At 72.8% G+C, this 14,851-nt stretch carries 14 protein-coding genes and 1 pseudogene; 8 read left to right on the top strand and 7 right to left on the bottom strand.

All coding sequences use genetic code 11. From position 1 onward, the window contains the following. Nucleotides 1–76: 76 nt before the first annotated feature. Both IH80_RS0111530 and IH80_RS0111525 read right to left on the bottom strand, forming a co-directional pair. Nucleotides 77–583, bottom strand: a complete 507-nt coding sequence (locus tag IH80_RS0111530) for a DUF6328 family protein (protein WP_030959801.1) — start codon at nucleotides 581–583, stop codon at nucleotides 77–79. A gap of 86 nt (nucleotides 584–669) precedes the next feature. Then, nucleotides 670–1,323: pseudogene (locus tag IH80_RS0111525) on the bottom strand (HAD family hydrolase); the annotation flags it as partial. Between the two features lie 245 nt (nucleotides 1,324–1,568). Here IH80_RS0111525 and IH80_RS0111520 point away from each other — a divergent pair. From IH80_RS0111520 to IH80_RS0111505, 4 genes are all read left to right on the top strand, one after another. After that, on the top strand, nucleotides 1,569–2,222 hold the full coding sequence (locus IH80_RS0111520; RefSeq protein WP_051809119.1) for a nucleotidyltransferase family protein: 654 nt from the start codon (nucleotides 1,569–1,571) through the stop codon (nucleotides 2,220–2,222). Next, a complete protein-coding gene (locus IH80_RS0111515; RefSeq protein WP_030959796.1) occupies nucleotides 2,219–2,473 on the top strand; it encodes a hypothetical protein in 255 nt (84 codons plus the stop codon). Before IH80_RS0111520 ends, IH80_RS0111515 begins: the two co-directional genes overlap by 4 nt. Beyond that, nucleotides 2,470–3,201, top strand: a complete 732-nt coding sequence (locus tag IH80_RS0111510) for a metallophosphoesterase family protein (protein WP_030959795.1) — start codon at nucleotides 2,470–2,472, stop codon at nucleotides 3,199–3,201. The genes IH80_RS0111515 and IH80_RS0111510 overlap by 4 nt, the downstream gene beginning before the upstream one ends. Nucleotides 3,202–3,307: 106 nt before the next feature. After that, the gene (locus IH80_RS0111505; protein WP_051809117.1) at nucleotides 3,308–4,198 is read left to right on the top strand and encodes a SigB/SigF/SigG family RNA polymerase sigma factor; all 891 of its coding nucleotides are present in this window, start codon (nucleotides 3,308–3,310) and stop codon (nucleotides 4,196–4,198) included. 113 nt (nucleotides 4,199–4,311) lie between these two features. Here the strand turns inward: IH80_RS0111505 and IH80_RS0111500 are convergent, their stop codons facing one another. The 3 genes from IH80_RS0111500 to IH80_RS0111490 form a co-directional block, all read right to left on the bottom strand. Then, the gene (locus IH80_RS0111500; RefSeq protein WP_037879618.1) at nucleotides 4,312–4,752 is read right to left on the bottom strand and encodes an ATP-binding protein; all 441 of its coding nucleotides are present in this window, start codon (nucleotides 4,750–4,752) and stop codon (nucleotides 4,312–4,314) included. Between the two features lie 14 nt (nucleotides 4,753–4,766). Continuing rightward, the gene (locus IH80_RS0111495; RefSeq protein WP_030959790.1) at nucleotides 4,767–5,135 is read right to left on the bottom strand and encodes an STAS domain-containing protein; all 369 of its coding nucleotides are present in this window, start codon (nucleotides 5,133–5,135) and stop codon (nucleotides 4,767–4,769) included. 151 nt (nucleotides 5,136–5,286) lie between these two features. Further along, nucleotides 5,287–5,706, bottom strand: a complete 420-nt coding sequence (locus IH80_RS0111490; protein WP_030959789.1) for a Fur family transcriptional regulator — start codon at nucleotides 5,704–5,706, stop codon at nucleotides 5,287–5,289. 300 nt (nucleotides 5,707–6,006) lie between these two features. Here IH80_RS0111490 and katG point away from each other — a divergent pair, with 300 nt between their 5' ends. After that, the gene (gene katG, locus IH80_RS0111485; protein WP_030959788.1) at nucleotides 6,007–8,238 is read left to right on the top strand and encodes a catalase/peroxidase HPI; all 2,232 of its coding nucleotides are present in this window, start codon (nucleotides 6,007–6,009) and stop codon (nucleotides 8,236–8,238) included. A gap of 322 nt (nucleotides 8,239–8,560) precedes the next feature. On the opposite strand, the gene IH80_RS0111475 is transcribed toward katG, so the two are convergent. After that, complete coding sequence (locus IH80_RS0111475) at nucleotides 8,561–9,901, bottom strand: phytase (protein ID WP_030959786.1); 1,341 nt, start codon at nucleotides 9,899–9,901, stop codon at nucleotides 8,561–8,563. A gap of 295 nt (nucleotides 9,902–10,196) precedes the next feature. Between IH80_RS0111475 and IH80_RS0111470 the strand changes: the two genes are divergently transcribed. From IH80_RS0111470 to IH80_RS0111460, 3 genes are all read left to right on the top strand, one after another. Then, a complete protein-coding gene (locus IH80_RS0111470; protein ID WP_051809115.1) occupies nucleotides 10,197–11,591 on the top strand; it encodes an MFS transporter in 1,395 nt (464 codons plus the stop codon). Nucleotides 11,592–11,655: 64 nt separating this feature from the next. Further along, nucleotides 11,656–12,330, top strand: a complete 675-nt coding sequence (locus IH80_RS0111465) for a response regulator transcription factor (RefSeq protein WP_030959783.1) — start codon at nucleotides 11,656–11,658, stop codon at nucleotides 12,328–12,330. Then, on the top strand, nucleotides 12,327–13,709 hold the full coding sequence (locus IH80_RS0111460; protein ID WP_030959782.1) for a sensor histidine kinase: 1,383 nt from the start codon (nucleotides 12,327–12,329) through the stop codon (nucleotides 13,707–13,709). The genes IH80_RS0111465 and IH80_RS0111460 overlap by 4 nt, the downstream gene beginning before the upstream one ends. Here IH80_RS0111460 and IH80_RS0111455 read toward each other — a convergent pair. Beyond that, on the bottom strand, nucleotides 13,706–14,659 hold the full coding sequence (locus IH80_RS0111455) for a TAXI family TRAP transporter solute-binding subunit (protein ID WP_030959781.1): 954 nt from the start codon (nucleotides 14,657–14,659) through the stop codon (nucleotides 13,706–13,708). The genes IH80_RS0111460 and IH80_RS0111455 overlap by 4 nt on opposite strands. Between the last annotated feature and the right edge of the window lie 192 nt (nucleotides 14,660–14,851).

The following is a 14,851-nucleotide window of genomic DNA, read 5'->3' as shown; positions in this document are numbered from 1 at the left end:
GTCAAGGATTTTCCCGTCGAAGCTTCGGGTGTGGCCGATTGACGACGTCGGGTCGGCCGCCCGGGACCGGAAGCCTTCACTTCTCGACCGTGTAGCGGACGCGCGCCCACAGCGGCAGGACGAACCAGCACAGGAGGTACCAGGCCACGACTCCCGCCACCAACCACGGCACGAGGGCGTCGTGGGTGGCCACCCGCAGCACGAGGAAGAGCGCCGCGGTGCAGGTGGCCAACAGCAGGACGAGGCCGGCGAAGGTGAGCCGCGAGGCCCAGGCCACGGCCTCGGGCTTGATCTGTCGCCCCGAGACGACGCGGTGGAAGGCGACGGGGCCGATCAGGGCCCCGGTCGCCAGGGAGCCGAGGACGATGGTGACGATGTAGATCGTCTTGTCGGTCTGGGGAAGGTCGTGGAAGAGCGGGGTGAAGACCACGGTCAGCAGGAAACCGAAGAGGATCTGTACGCCCGTCTGGGCGACGCGTATCTCCTGGATCAGCTCCTGCCACTGCCGGTCTGCGCGTTCCTTCTCGCTCTCGTCCCGTGCGTCGTCCCGCTCGGCGTCCCGCTCGGCGGTGGCGTCGGACATGCCGTCTCCTTGTGTTCGTGTGCGGCGGGCCCGGTGGCCCCTGACGCACGTGCCCGAGTAGTGCTTCCAGCTTCCCCGCCCGCGTCGGCGAAGGGACTGTCGTCGAGGCCGGCCAGAAGGTCGGCCGGGTGCCGGTAGACGGCGCGGGCTCCCGCGTCCTCCAGGTCCCGCCGGGGGATCCCGCCGCTGAGCAGTCCGACGCAGACGACTCCGGCCCTCGTGGCGGCCGTCATGTCCCACACGGTGTCGCCGACGAAGACGGAGTCGCGCGCGGTCGCACCGGCGAGTTCCAGGGCGTGGTGCACGGGGTCCGGGGCCGGCTTGCCCTCGCCGACATCGTCGGCGCTCGCGGTCGCGGTGATCGCGTCGTCGGCGCCGACGGCCCGCCGCAGCGCGGTGAGCTCGGCGTCGCTCGCGGATGTCACCAGGACGACCCGCCAGCCCCTGTGGTCGAGCTCGCGCAGCAGCTCGGCGGCGCGGTCCAGGGCGGGCAGCCGGTCGAAGTAGGTGGCGTACAGCGTGTCGTGCGCCGCGGTGAGGCGCTCGTCCCCGCTCGTGTCGCGGCCCTCCCCCAGGAGGTGGCCGAGGAGGTCCTCGCCCGGCAGCCCGATGGCGCGGTGGATGTCATGCATCGCCACGGCGTGGCCTGCCTGCCGCAGCGCTTCCCACCAGCACGTGACGTGCAGATGGTTGGTGTCGGCGAGGGTTCCGTCGACGTCGAACAGAGCGGCGCGGTTCATCCTTTCGCCTCCATGCGGGTCGGTGGGTCGGTGGGCCCGGACCGTGTGGGGGAACGCCCGTAGGCCCCGGCTCGTCCGGCGCCTACCCCGGGAGCCCCCGGTCACTCGTCCGGCCCTGCACGCACCCCGGCCGTGCCGGGCCGCGCCCGGCCCACTGGTTTCGGCGGCGCCCGACGGGTTAAAAGCCTGCCGTCAGCGCGGCTCCCCCGCCCGGCACGCCCGGTCCCGAACGAGCGAGGTCCCCCGTGAACAAGCATCCTGCCGACACCGCCGGCGGGGCTCCTCCCCCGGAGGCCCTGCGCCCGCCCAGCATGACCAACGGCCAGCTGCCCAAGGACCACACCCAGGCGATCCTCGAGGTCACCAAACACGTAGCGGCGCTGCTGAAGCAGTCCGGACAGCCGTTCGCGCTCGCCGGCAGCGTGGCCGCCTTCGCCCACGGCGTCCCGGCCCGCTTCCAGCACGACACGGACTTCTGCATGCGGCGCGAGGACGCCGAGGCGGCGATCAAGGCCTTGGAGGACGGCGGCATCGAGATGCGCCGGGCGGCGGAGGACTGGCTGGTCAAAGGCCGTATGGGAGGGGAAGAGGTCGACCTCATCTTCGAGCTGGCCCGCAGGCCGGTCAGCATGGAGCTGCTGGAGCGGGCGAGCGTGAAGTCGGTGGACTCGGTGTGGATGCCGGTCCTCTCCCCCACCGACCTGATGGACAGCCGGCTCGCCGCCCTGTCCGAGCACTACTGCGACCTGGGCGACCTGCTGCCGATGGCCCGGATGCTGCGCGAGCAGATCGACTGGGTGCGGCTGGACCGGGTGCACCGGGACGCCCCGCTGCCGGACGCCTTCCTGTACCTGCTCGACCGGCTCCGGGTCATCGACCGGGCGAAGGGGATCTCATGACTTCCATGGAGAACCTCGACTACCGCGTCGAGCACCTGCGCGACCGCCTGGCGCGGGAGGACATCGCCGAGCTGGGCGTGCGCGTGGAGGCCCGCGGCGCGTCGGTGATGGTCTGGGGCGTCGTCACCGACGACAGCTCCCGGGCGGCCGTGCTGCGGATCGCCGCCGACGAGCTGGAGGGTGTGCCCTGGCACGAGGACCTGACCGTGCACCGGGCCGGGCCGCCCGGAGGGGCGGAGGTGCTGTCGTGATCCGCATCGCGGCCGTCGGGGACATCCATCTCGGCCCCGACAGCGCGGGCACCCTGAGGCCGGCCTTCGACACGCTCGGCGACTGCGCGGACCTGCTGCTGCTGGCCGGTGACCTGACCCGGCACGGCACCCGCGAGGAGGCCCGGGTGGTGGCGCGGGAGGTCGCCGGACTGCCCGTCCCCGTGGTCGCCGTCCTCGGCAACCACGACTACCAGAGCGATCAGCCGGACCTCGTCACGCGTGAACTGGCCGACGGAGGCGTCCACGTCCTGGAGGGCGAGAGCGTCACGTTCGACATCGGGGGCGTCACGGTGGGCGTCGCCGGCACGAAGGGCTTCGGCGGCGGGTTCGCAGGGCGCAGCGCCACGGAGTTCGGCGAGCCGGAGATGAAGGCCTTCATCCGCTATTCCAGGGCATGCGCTGACGGGCTCGGCCGCGGTCTGCGCGAGCTGGACGCCCGGGGCAGCGGCCTGCGGGTGGCCCTCACCCACTTCTCACCGGTGCCGGACACCCTGGCGGGCGAGCCGCCCGAGATCTACCCCTTCCTCGGCAGCTACCTGCTCGCGGAGGCCATCGACGGGGCCGGTGCGGACCTCGCGGTCCACGGGCACGCGCACCTGGGCACCGAGCACGGGATGACCGGCGGCGGGGTGCGCGTGCGCAACGTCGCCATGCCCGTCATCGACCGCGCCTTCGCCGTGTACCACCTCTCCCCGTCGGCGCACTGAAGCGGCGGGAAGGGTCAGCACGCCCGGAGCGGGTATATAACCGACGGGAAACCCACGACGGCCCCGCTGCGCTCCGCGCGGCTCCCCGACCCGTCGGAGGAAACTGATGACCCCCCTGCCCCGCGCCACCGCGGACCCCGCCCATACCCGGTCTCCGGTGGACACCATCGAGATTCCCGAGAACCCCCTGGCCGTCAGCACGGACGACGCCCGGAGCCTGTCCGTGGCGCTCTTCCACCGTCTGGGCTCGCTGTCCGAGGGCACGCCGGAGTACTCCTATGTGCGCAACACCCTGGTCGAGCTGAACCTCAGCCTGGTGAAGTACGCGGCCCGGCGGTTCCGCAACCGCAGCGAACCGTTCGAGGACATCGTCCAGGTCGGCACGATCGGCCTGATCAAGGCCATCAACCGGTACGACGTAGCGCGCGGGGTCGAGTTCGCCACCTTCGCCGTGCCGACCATCACGGGCGAGATGAAGCGCTTCTTCCGGGACACCAGCTGGTCCGTGAAGGTGCCCCGGCGCCTCCAGGAGCTCCGGCTGGACATGGCGAAGTCCTGCGACGCGATGGAACAGGACCTGGGGCGCCGGCCGACCGACCACGAGCTCGCCGAACACCTCGGCGTCAGTGACGACGCCCTGGCCGAGGGCCGGCAGGCCGCCAACTGCTACGTCGCCGAGTCCCTCAGCACCTCCGTCGGACAGGACGCGGACGGGGGCTCGCTGCCGCGCTCCCTGGGCTCGGAGGAGGAGGCGTACGGGCGCATCGAGGACCTGGAGACGCTCAAGCCGCTCCTCACCGCGCTCGGCGAGCGGGACCGGCTGGTCCTGCAGCTGCGCTTCGGCGAAGAACTCACCCAGTCGCAGATCGGTGAGCGCCTCGGCATCTCGCAGATGCACGTGTCCAGGCTGCTGAGCCGGATCATGGCCAGGCTGCGGGCCGGGATGTTGGAGGACCCCGACGAGGGCGAGGCGCAGGAGGACGACGACACGGCCTGACGGCGCACCGCGGGCCGCCTTCGCGTCGCACCGCCCGGCCGCCACCGCGTCGCTTCGTGCGATGCATGTCAGTCTCTTCGTGCGATTCCTGTCAGTGCTTCGTGCGATTCCTGTCAGTGTCCGGGCCGCGGGCGCTGGCCGTCCGGTGACCGCGGCGGCGAGTTGATCTCCGCCCACACGCACTTCCCGTCCGCGAGGGGCAATGTGCCCCAACGGCGGGAGATCCTCTCGACGATGAGCAGCCCGTACCCGCCCGGACGGGCCGGGTCCGGACGTGACCGAGGGCTCGGGGCGACGGGGTTTCCGTCGGTGACCTCCACGCGGAGCCTTTCGTCGGTGCACTCCAGGAGCAGGGTGCGGGGCCCGCCCGCGTGCAGGCAGGCATTGGCGACGACCTCGGACACCAGCAGCAGCACGTCCTCCGAGTCGTCGCGGGCCTCCGCCATCCAGTGCCAGTCGATCAGGGCGTCACGGGTGAAGTCGCGGCAACGGGTGACGGCGTCCTTCGCATCCGTCAGCAGGAGACTCCGCCTCCGGTCGGACCGCGGCTCCATGGCGCGCTCCTCCCTCACGCGTGCCGCGGCTCGGCCAGCGCGTGCGCCACATCGGGGTGTACGGGGAAGATCCCGTCCGCACCGGTGATGCGGAACATGCGGGCGACAGGAGGGCGCAACCCCGCCAGCTCGATGCTGCCGCCCGCCTCCCGCACGGAGAGGCGGCTGTGCAGGAGCACGTTCAGACCCGTGGAGTCGCAGAAGCGGAGAGCCGAGAAGTCCACCAGCAGCCTGCGCGCGCCCCCGTCGACCGCCGCGGCGAGCGCGGCGCGCAGGGGTTCGGCCGTGTCGTGGTCCAGCTCTCCCGTCAGGGCGAAGACGCGTACGTCGCCCTCGGACCGCACCTCCACGGCGAATCGCTCACCGTCTGCCGGCGGGGCCATCGGGAACCACCCCTTCCCAGTCCACAGGTTCGTGAAGGTCATCGTCCTGCTGCCCTCCGCGCACCGCGACCGGTGGCCGGCCGCGCCCGCTGAGGTCGTTCCGGCCTCGCTTGGCCCGGTTGTGCACGGCGCCTACCCCGTCGAGCGGCTGTCAATCCGGCCGGGCACAGGCCGGGCACAGACCGCGGTAGGTGATCTCGACCTCGGACACGGCGAAACCGAAGCGCTGCGCTGCGGGCAGCACCGCCAGCGGGTCGCCGTCCGGGTGGACGTCGCGGATGAGGCCGCATCCGGAACACACCAGGTGCTGGTGCGGGAGGTGCGCGTTGGGGTCGTAGCGCTTGGCGCGGCCGTCGGTGGTGACCTCGGCGACCTCCCCGAGGGCCACCAGTTCGCCCAGGGCGTTGTAGACGGTGGCCCGGGAGATCTCCGGCAGCCGCAGGACCGCGCGGGCGTGGACCTCGTCGGCCGTCAGGTGCACGTGCTCCCCGTCGAGGACCTCCGCGACGACCCGCCGCTGCGACGTCAGCCGCCAGCCGCGCCCCCGCAGCCGTTCCAGCAGGTCACTCATCTCGTGGCTCCCCCCATCGCCTTCGTCGGGTGCCCGCGTGCGCCCGGTCGGCTTCCGGAATCCGATCGGATATGGGCTTGGTACTCATCTTGACTTGGATTGCGTCCATCGTAGGATCGGATCCGTTGAGAACCAAGAGGCAGGAAGACTCCCGAGCGGCGGGAGTACGGGACGGACGGTGACCGCCCGGCGCCGGGCCGACCGCCGGGGCCGGGCCCCCGTGCGCAGGGACCCGTGTCCCGCCTGTTCCACCGCATTCGGTCCTGAGCACCGCGATCCCCCTGGTACGGAAGGATTCCCATGTCCGAGAACCACGATGCAATCGTCACGGACGACAAGGCGCAGGGCGGGGGCGGCTGTCCCGTCGCGCACGAGCGCGCCGCCCACCCCACGCAGGGCGGCGGAAACCGCCAGTGGTGGCCAGAACGGCTGAACCTGAAGATCCTCGCCAAGAACCCCGCGGTGGCGAACCCGCTGGGCGAGGAGTTCGACTACGCCGCGGCGTTCCGGGCCCTCGACCTGCCCGCGGTCAAGCGGGACATCGCGGAGGTCCTGACGACCTCGCAGGACTGGTGGCCCGCCGACTTCGGCCACTACGGCCCCTTCATGGTCCGCATGGCGTGGCACAGCGCCGGCACGTACCGGATCAGCGACGGACGCGGTGGCGCGGGCGCCGGCCAGCAGCGTTTCGCCCCCCTCAACAGCTGGCCGGACAACGGCAACCTCGACAAGGCCCGCCGTCTGCTGTGGCCGGTCAAGAAGAAGTACGGCCAGAGCCTGTCGTGGGCCGACCTCATGATTCTCACCGGCAACGTCGCCCTGGAGCAGATGGGCTTCGAGACCTTCGGCTTCGGCGGCGGCCGCGCCGACGTCTGGGAGCCGGACGAAGACGTGTACTGGGGCCCGGAGACCACCTGGCTCGACGACCAGCGCTACACCGGTGACCGCGAGCTGGAGAGCCCGCTCGGCGCCGTCCAGATGGGCCTGATCTACGTGAACCCGGAGGGCCCGAACGGCAACCCGGACCCGATCGCGGCGGCCCGCGACATCCGTGAGACGTTCCGCCGGATGGCGATGAACGACGAGGAGACGGTGGCCCTGATCGCGGGCGGCCACACCTTCGGCAAGACCCACGGCGCCGGGCCGGCCGAGAGCGTCGGCGCCGACCCCGAGGCCGCCCCAATCGAGGCGCAGGGCCTGGGCTGGGCCAGCTCGTACGGCACCGGCAAGGGCGGGGACGCGATCACCAGCGGTCTGGAGGGCATCTGGACCAACACCCCGACCACGTGGGACAACAGCTTCTTCGAGATCCTCTTCGGCTACGAGTGGGAGCAGTTCAAGAGCCCGGCCGGAGCCCACCAGTGGCGGCCCAAGGACGGGGCCGGCGCGGGCACCGTGCCCGACGCGCACGACCCGTCGAAGACGCACGCCCCGACCATGCTGACGACCGACCTGTCGCTGCGCTTCGACCCGGCCTACGAGCAGATCTCGCGCCGCTTCCTGGAGGACCCGGCCGCGTTCGCGGACGCGTTCGCCCGCGCGTGGTTCAAGCTGACCCACCGCGACATGGGCCCCGTCGTGCGCTACCTCGGTCCCGAGGTGCCGTCCGAGGTGCTGCTGTGGCAGGACCCGCTGCCCGCGGTGGACCACGAGCTGGTCGACGCCGCGGACGTCGCCTCCCTGAAGGCGCAGGTCCTCGCGTCGGACCTGACGGTGTCGCAGCTGGTGTCCACCGCGTGGGCGTCGGCGTCGTCCTTCCGCGGCAGCGACAAGCGCGGTGGCGCCAACGGCGCCCGCATCCGCCTGCAGCCGCAGGCCGGCTGGGAGGTCAACGAGCCCGACCGGCTGGCCGGGGTGCTGCGCGTCCTGACGGGGATCCAGGAGGCCTTCAACGCCGCCCAGGACGGCGGCAAGCGGATCTCGATCGCCGACATGATCGTGCTGGCGGGCGCCGCCGCGGTGGAACAGGCCGCCAGGGACGCCGGGTTCGACCTGCAGGTGCCCTTCACGCCGGGCCGGGTGGACGCCACGCAGGAGCAGACGGACGTGGAGTCCTTCGCCGCGCTGGAGCCGACCGCCGACGGCTTCCGCAACCACCTCGGCAAGGGCAACCGGCTCCCGGCCGAGTACCTGCTGCTGGACCGGGCCAACCTGCTGAACCTGAGCGCGCCCGAGCTGACCGTCCTCGTCGGCGGCCTGCGGGTGCTGGGTGCCAACCACCAGCAGTCCCCGCACGGCGTGTTCACCACGACCCCCGGTTCGCTGACGAACGACTTCTTCGTCAACCTCCTGGACCTGGGGACGGAGTGGAGGGCGACGGCGCAGGACGCGAACACCTTCGAGGGCCGTGACACCGCCACCGGCGAGGTCAAGTGGACCGGTACCCGTGCGGACCTGGTCTTCGGCTCCAACTCGGAGCTGCGGGCGCTCGCGGAGGTCTACGCGAGCGACGACGCGAAGGAGAAGTTCGCCAAGGACTTCATCGCGGCGTGGGACAAGGTGATGAACCTGGACCGGTTCGACCTCGTCTGATCCGGACGTCCGGGCATCCGGCCCGGCCGGCGCCGCATGGTGCCGGCCGGGCCGGTCGGGCCGGACCTGCGGAGCTCGTCGACCGGGCGGGGCCGGGCCGTCGACGTCCAAGGTCCGCCACCAGGGTCAGCAGGTCGGCGACGGGATCCAGCCGCCGAGGCGGCGCAGGAACGCCCCGTAGAGCGTGTTGATCAACGAGCTGGGCCTGAGGGGACTGTCCGCCATGATCGCCTTCCGTCGTGTGCGGTGGCGATCCTGCCGAGAGGGCGGCCGCGCTTCCGCGCGGCCGCCCGGCGGTGATCGGGTCACAGCGGTGGTCGGCTCACAGGCGTGCCGCGCGCTTCAGCCTTCCCAGGTCGACGAACTTGAAGTCCGTGTCGGTGCGGGTCTCCCCGTCCGGTCCGGTGGTCGCGGGGGTGTTGTGGCCGTCCTGGACGACCAGCAGCCCCTCGGGGAACCTCCTGCCCAGCGGCGCGCTGGTGACGGCGGCGCCGTCGCTCTCCTGCGAACCGTCGGGCGCTCCGGGCCCGGTGCCCGCCGCGACGCGGAAACCGCGGACGTACGCGTTGCCGTTCTCGCGGTCGAAGACGGCGAAGGTGTCGTCGCCCTGGCTGGAGGCGAGGAGGTAGCCACCGTGCCGGGGGTGCTTCGGGTCGCGCCAGATGGTCAGGCCCTCGACGTCGGCGGAGACGTGCCGGCCGCCGAAGCCGGGGTCGGCGCCCGCGTCGCACTCCTCGGTCTGCGGGTTCCAGGTGCCGGGCACCCCGAAGGAGCGGACCTTCTCGATGAGGCGGGCCGGGGAGCGCAGGTCGGCGTCCAGCTTCCAGATGCCGACGTCCTCCTGGCCGGCGTAGAGGTCGCCGGTGTCGGGGTCGACGACCATGCCCTCGACCTGGGGCAGTTCGCCCGGCTCGCCGCACGGTGACCACGACGTTCCGTCGGGCAGGGTGAAGGTCGCGGGCAGCGCGGTGGTGCGGACCGTGCGGTAGCCGACCTTCCCCCCTGCGGTGGGCCGGAGTTCGGCCAGGGCGAGCTCGGTGCCGTGGCGCCTGCTGGTGAGGGCGAAGGAGCGGCCGCTGCGGCGGTCGGTGTACGCGGCCAGGCCGTAGGCGGTCCGCTGGTCGTCGACCTCGTCCTGGTCCGCGGAGAACACCAGCGGGGCGGCGGCTTCGTCCGTGACGTCGGTCAGGGGCGCGGTGGGCCGCCGGGGGTCGATCCGGTAGACGCGCAGCCGGTCGCGCCCGCGGTCGGAGACGACGGCCACGTCGTGGAGTCCGTCGGGGAAGCGCAGGCCGGTGACGAGGTCGACGTTGTTGAACCGTCCGGGCTTGTGCCCGGCCCCGGGCGGCGGCGGGGCCGGCAGGGACTGGACCTGGCGCCCGTCCAGGTCGTAGACGCGCAGGCCGCCCTCCTTGGCGGTGGCGATGACCAGACTGCGGTCGGGATCCTGGGCGTTGCGCCAGATGGCGGGGTCGTCGGCGTTGGCATTGCCGCCGGCCTCGTCGTCGAAGAGGGAGGGCGTCTCGACGGAGGCGGGCACCTGCGGCAGGGGCGGCGGGGTGCCGCGGTCCGGGCGGGCGTGCGCCGGTACGGCGATCACGCCCAGGGCCACGACGGCGGCCACGCCGACCGCCGTTGTCCGCCTTCTCGGGAACGCGCTCATCTTGCCTCCTGGTCACGGGGGTCGGGGTGCGGCCGGCCACGGAGTCGGGTCCCGCGGGTGCTCCGCGGCCGGGCCGCCCCCACCGTGGGCCACCCGCGGGTGACCACCATGGAGCGGACATGACGTGAGCATGTCCGCGCCGTAAAATCCCGCGTCCGTCCTGCTTCCTTAGCGGAACGTTAGATCTGCGCGGCGAAGCTTGTCCGGCTCCGACGACGGCCCCATGCTCTGGACACTCCCCCGCCTCAGGGGCCGTTCTCCCCTCTCCCATCAGGGACTTCCCGCTGGAGCCGCCATGTCCTCGTCCACCGTCCCAGCCGTCCCCACGCCCGGGGAGGAGCGCAGGAAGCGCCGGCTCTCCCTGATCGGCGGCTCCCTCGGCAACCTCGTCGAGTGGTACGACTGGTTCGTCTACGCCAGCTTCGCGATCTACTTCGCCGATTCCTTCTTCCCCGGGGACAACCCGACCACGCAGCTGATGAACACCGCGGGGATCTTCGCGGTCGGCTTCCTGATGCGCCCCGTCGGCGGGTGGGTCCTCGGCCGCGCCGCCGACCGGCACGGGCGCAAGAGCGCGCTCACGCTCACCGTCACCATGATGTCGGTGGCCGCCCTGCTCATCGCCGTCGCCCCGACCTACGGCCAGGCCGGCTACTTCGGCGCGCTGGTGCTGCTGCTGGCCCGCCTGCTCCAGGGGATGAGCATCGGCGGCGAGTACGCCGCCAGTGCCACCTACCTGACGGAGGCGTCCGCCCGCAACCGGCGCGGCCTCGGCTCGTCCTTCCAGTACGTGTCGATGACCTGCGGCCAGCTGCTCGGCCTGGGCATCCTGATCACGATGCAGCACACGCTCACCACAGGGCAGTTGGAGAGCTGGGGCTGGCGGATCCCCTTCGTGCTCGGGGCGTTGTTCGCCGTGGTCGTCTTCTGGCTGCGGCGCCGGCTCCAGGAGACCGACGCCTTCCAGGAGGAGGCGTCCGGCGAGGACGCGCACGACGACAGCACGCGCGGCACGCTCAAGGCACTGTGGCAGTACCGGCGGCAGGCGGGCCTGGTCATGGCCCTGACCCTCGGCGGCACCGTGGCCTACTACACCTACACCACCTACCTGACCAAGTACCTCGTCGGCAGCGCGGGTATGGCGAAGACCACCGCCACCCTGGTCAGCTTCACCGCGCTGACCGTCTTCGCCGTGCTCCAGCCCTTCGCCGGCATGCTGTCCGACCGGATCGGCCGGCGTCCCCTGCTGATCACCTTCGCGGTCGGCTGCACGATCGGCACGTACCCGATCATGACCGCGCTGGGGTCGGCGTCCTCGTACTGGTCCGCACTCGGCCTGTCCCTGCTCGCCCTGGTGATCATCACCGGCTACACGTCCATCAACGCGGCGGTCAAGGCCGAACTGTTCCCCACCAGGGTGCGCGCCCTGGGCGTGGCGCTGCCGTACGCCATCGCCAACGCGCTGTTCGGCGGCACGGCGGAGTACGTGGCGCTCTGGTTCAAGAACAGTGGTCACGAGACCATGTTCTTCTGGTACGTCTCCGGGTGCGCGCTGATCTCCCTGGTGACGTACGTGCTGATGCCGGACACCCGTGACGCGGCCCTCAGCCGGGCTGAGGCGGAAACCGACGCCGATCGCGCCGCCGACAGGGGGGACCCGGCGTCGGCTCCCGCCGGGGCCGTGCGCTGAGCGGCGGCGGTAGCCTGGGGCGGCGGCCGCTCGGGCCGCACGCCCCGCTGCGAGGAGGCTTACCATGCACGCGCTCCTCGTCGAGGACGACGACCGGATGGCCCAGGCGCTCGGCACCGCCCTCGCCCAGCGCGGACACACCGTCCGCCGGGTGGCGCGGGCCCAGGACGCGCTGCGCCACACCCGCGAGGCCGAGTTCGTCCTGCTGGACCTGGGACTGCCCGACCTGGACGGGATAGAGCTGCTGCGGCGGCTGCGGACCGTCTGCGGTGTGCCCCTGATCGTGGTGACCGCACGGTGCGAGGAGCGCGACATCGTGCAGGGTCTGCGGGCGGGCGCCGACGACTACGTCGTCAAGCCGTTCCGGATGGCCGAGCTGATGGCCCGTATCGACACGGTACGGCGCCGGACGGACACGTACGCCGACCGCGCCGCCCCGGGCGCGGCGGTGGTCCGCCGCGGGGACGTGGAGGTGGACCCGGCGGGCCGAACGGTCACCGTCGCGGGGGACGCAGTACGCCTGACGCGCAGGGAGTTCGACGTCCTGGCGCTGCTGGCCACCCGGCCGGACGAGGTGCACTCGCGCGAGGAGATCCTGGACCGGATCTGGGGCGACGCCTTCCTCGCCGCCTCGCGCTCGCTGGACGTGCACGTGGCCGGCATCCGCGCCAAGACCGGCCGCTCCGGGCTCGTGCGCACCGTCCGCGGGTACGGCTACCAGCTCGGCGGGGAGCGGTGAGGCGACGGCTCCTCGCCGTGCTGACGGTCCTCATGGGGGTGGCGGCACTGCTCCTGTGCCTGCCCCTGGCCGAGGGGTACGCGCGGGGCCGTACCGAGCACCTGCTGCTCCAGCGGCGTTCGGAGGCGGTGCGGTTCGCCGATCTCGCGGAGCGGATGCGCACGGACGCCGACCGGGCGGAGCTGGCCGCCGAGATCGGCCGGTACGCCGACCTGTACGGAGCGGGCGTGGTCGTGGTCGACACGGCGGGCACGACGCTGGTACGGGCCGGGACCACGCCCGGCGCGGGAGCGGTGGAGGCACGCCGCCGCGCCCTGACCGGCCGGTCCACCGACCGGCTGCCCACCCTGCGGCCGTGGGGTCCGGGCGGCGTCGTGCTCGCCGAGCCGGTGGGCCGGGACGAGCGGGTCAGCGGGGCGGTGCTGCTGGCGGTCCCCACCGGTGCCGCTCGCCGGGACGTCACGGTCCGCTGGTCGCTGATCGCGGCCGGGGCACTCGCCGCCTTCGCTGCGGCCGCGCTGGTCGCCGCGGGGATCGCCCGCTGGCTGATGCGTCCGGTCCGCGACCTCGACCGGGCCGTGGAGCGGCTGGCCGCCGGCAGCCTCCGGGCCCGGGCCGGCTCGGACACCGGCCCTCCCGAACTGCGCCGTCTGCGCGTGCACTTCAACACCATGGCGGACGCCGTGGCCGAATCCATCGGCCGTCAGCGCGACTTCGTCGCCGACGCCTCCCACCAGCTGCGCAACCCCCTGGCCACCCTGGTGCTGCAACTGGAGAACGTCGAGCCGCACGTCACCCCCGGGCCGGGCCTCGCCGAGCACGCCCGGGCCCTGGACGAGGCCGAGCGCCTGGCGGAACTGCTCGACGGTCTGCTGGCCCTGGCACGCGTGGAGTCCGGTGCCGCCGAGCCGGCCGCGCAGGACGTGTCGCGGGCGGTACGGGACCGGGTGACGGCCTGGGCCCCGGTCTTCCGCGCGGCGGGGCTGGAGCTCACGGTCACGGGCGTCGCGGACGGCCTGTGGGCGCACGCCCTGCCCGACGCGGCGGGCAGGATCCTGGACGCGCTCCTGGACAACGCGGTCAAGTTCGTACCGGGCGGCGGCCGGGTCGAGGTGACCGCCTCGCACCGGCCGGACGCCGGCACGGTCGTCCGGGTCGCGGACGACGGCCCGGGGGTCCCGGACGACCAGCTGACCTCGCTGGTGCGGCGCTTCACCCGCTCCCCCGAACACCAGAACATCCCCGGCAGCGGCCTGGGCCTGGCCATCGCCGACGAGATCGCCCGCCTCAGCGGCGGCACCCTCGGCCTCTCCGCGAACACCCCCCACGGCCTGGTGGCCCACCTCCACCTCCCCCCGCCCCCGGCCTCCCGCCCCTAGCCGTAGACCGAGCGGTAGTACGCGGCCGCGCCCGGGTGGAGGGGGACGCGGCCCGTCGAGATGGCGAAGCGCGGCTCCAGGCGGGCGCCCGCGGTCACGTCCCGCAGGAGGTCGCGCCACCGGTCGAAGACCACCCGCAACAGGTCCCGTACGACGTGCTCCTCCACGTCCGTCCGGGCCAGGAGGTAGTTGCCGACGCCGATGGTGCCCACCGGCTCCGTGAGGCCGTACGCCCCGGCGGGCAGGGTGACCGCCGTGTAGACGGGGGCGTAGCGCGCCCGCAGGGGGGCCACGTAGGCGTCCAGGGGCAGGAAGCGCAGGGGCCGCTCGCCCGCCAGCGCGGACAGGGCCGGGGTGGGCACGCCTCCGGACCAGAACAGCGCGTCGACCGCGCCCTCGCGCAGCGCCGCAACCGATGCGGCGAGGCCCAGCGGGCGTTCGTCGGGGGGTGCGGCCGGTCCGGCGGCTCGCAGCACCCGCTGTGCGACCACGCGTACCCCGGATCCCGTCGCACCGGCGGCGACCGGGCGGCCGGCGAGGTCCGTCACCGCGCGGACCGGACCGTCGGCCGGGACGACGAGGTGCGTGTAGTTGACGTAGACACGGGCCAGGGCCGTCACCGCGACGGGCCCGGGGAAGGATTCGCGCCCCAGCACGGCGTCCTCGGCGGCGTCCGCCATGGCCAGGGCCAGTTCCGCGGAGCCCTCGTCGAGGCTGCGCAGGTTGTTCACGCTCGCCGCCGTGCTCACGGGGATGATCTCCAGGGGCAGGTCGCTCGCGCCGACGGCGAGCGCCAGGGCCTTCCCGAAGGCGTTGTACGGCCCGCCTTCCGGGCCCGTCGCGAGCCGCAGCCTGCGTACGGGGCCGGAGTGCCCCGAGCACCCCGCGAGCGACGCCGCGACGGCGCCGATCCCGGCGCCCAGCACGGCGCGGCGCGACGGTCCGTTCAACTGCCGGCCTCCTGAGGTGTGTCGGACGGGGTGGCTCATCATGATGCGGCACGCGACATGCGGCACGTGACTTCCCGGACTGCCGTGAAGACTTGATGAACAGGGAAAGATGCCCAGGTCAACTGGTCTGTCCGACAGATGAGTTACTACCCAGGAGACATGGAACGTCGCTCAGAGTTCGGGTACCTTCCA

The sequence above is a fragment of the Streptomyces sp. NRRL S-378 genome, assembly GCF_000720645.1.
In the GTDB taxonomy this organism is placed as follows: domain Bacteria; phylum Actinomycetota; class Actinomycetes; order Streptomycetales; family Streptomycetaceae; genus Streptomyces.
The sequence above is the reverse complement of the archived record's forward strand: the minus strand, read 5'-3'. Positions and strand labels throughout refer to the sequence as shown.

What these genes read in the sequence shown, in the direction of transcription:
- IH80_RS0111475 (WP_030959786.1), bottom strand. Translation starts at nt 9,901, where the DNA reads ATGAGCGCGTTCCCGAGAAGGCGGACAACGGCGGTCGGCGTGGCCGCC.
- IH80_RS0111515 (WP_030959796.1), top strand. Translation starts at nt 2,219, where the DNA reads ATGACTTCCATGGAGAACCTCGACTACCGCGTCGAGCACCTGCGCGAC.
- IH80_RS0111490 (WP_030959789.1), bottom strand. Translation starts at nt 5,706, where the DNA reads ATGAGTGACCTGCTGGAACGGCTGCGGGGGCGCGGCTGGCGGCTGACG.
- IH80_RS0111530 (WP_030959801.1), bottom strand. Translation starts at nt 583, where the DNA reads ATGTCCGACGCCACCGCCGAGCGGGACGCCGAGCGGGACGACGCACGG.
- IH80_RS0111495 (WP_030959790.1), bottom strand. Translation starts at nt 5,135, where the DNA reads ATGGCCCCGCCGGCAGACGGTGAGCGATTCGCCGTGGAGGTGCGGTCC.
- IH80_RS0111465 (WP_030959783.1), top strand. Translation starts at nt 11,656, where the DNA reads ATGCACGCGCTCCTCGTCGAGGACGACGACCGGATGGCCCAGGCGCTC.
- katG (WP_030959788.1), top strand. Translation starts at nt 6,007, where the DNA reads ATGTCCGAGAACCACGATGCAATCGTCACGGACGACAAGGCGCAGGGC.
- IH80_RS0111505 (WP_051809117.1), top strand. Translation starts at nt 3,308, where the DNA reads ATGACCCCCCTGCCCCGCGCCACCGCGGACCCCGCCCATACCCGGTCT.
- IH80_RS0111470 (WP_051809115.1), top strand. Translation starts at nt 10,197, where the DNA reads ATGTCCTCGTCCACCGTCCCAGCCGTCCCCACGCCCGGGGAGGAGCGC.
- IH80_RS0111500 (WP_037879618.1), bottom strand. Translation starts at nt 4,752, where the DNA reads ATGGAGCCGCGGTCCGACCGGAGGCGGAGTCTCCTGCTGACGGATGCG.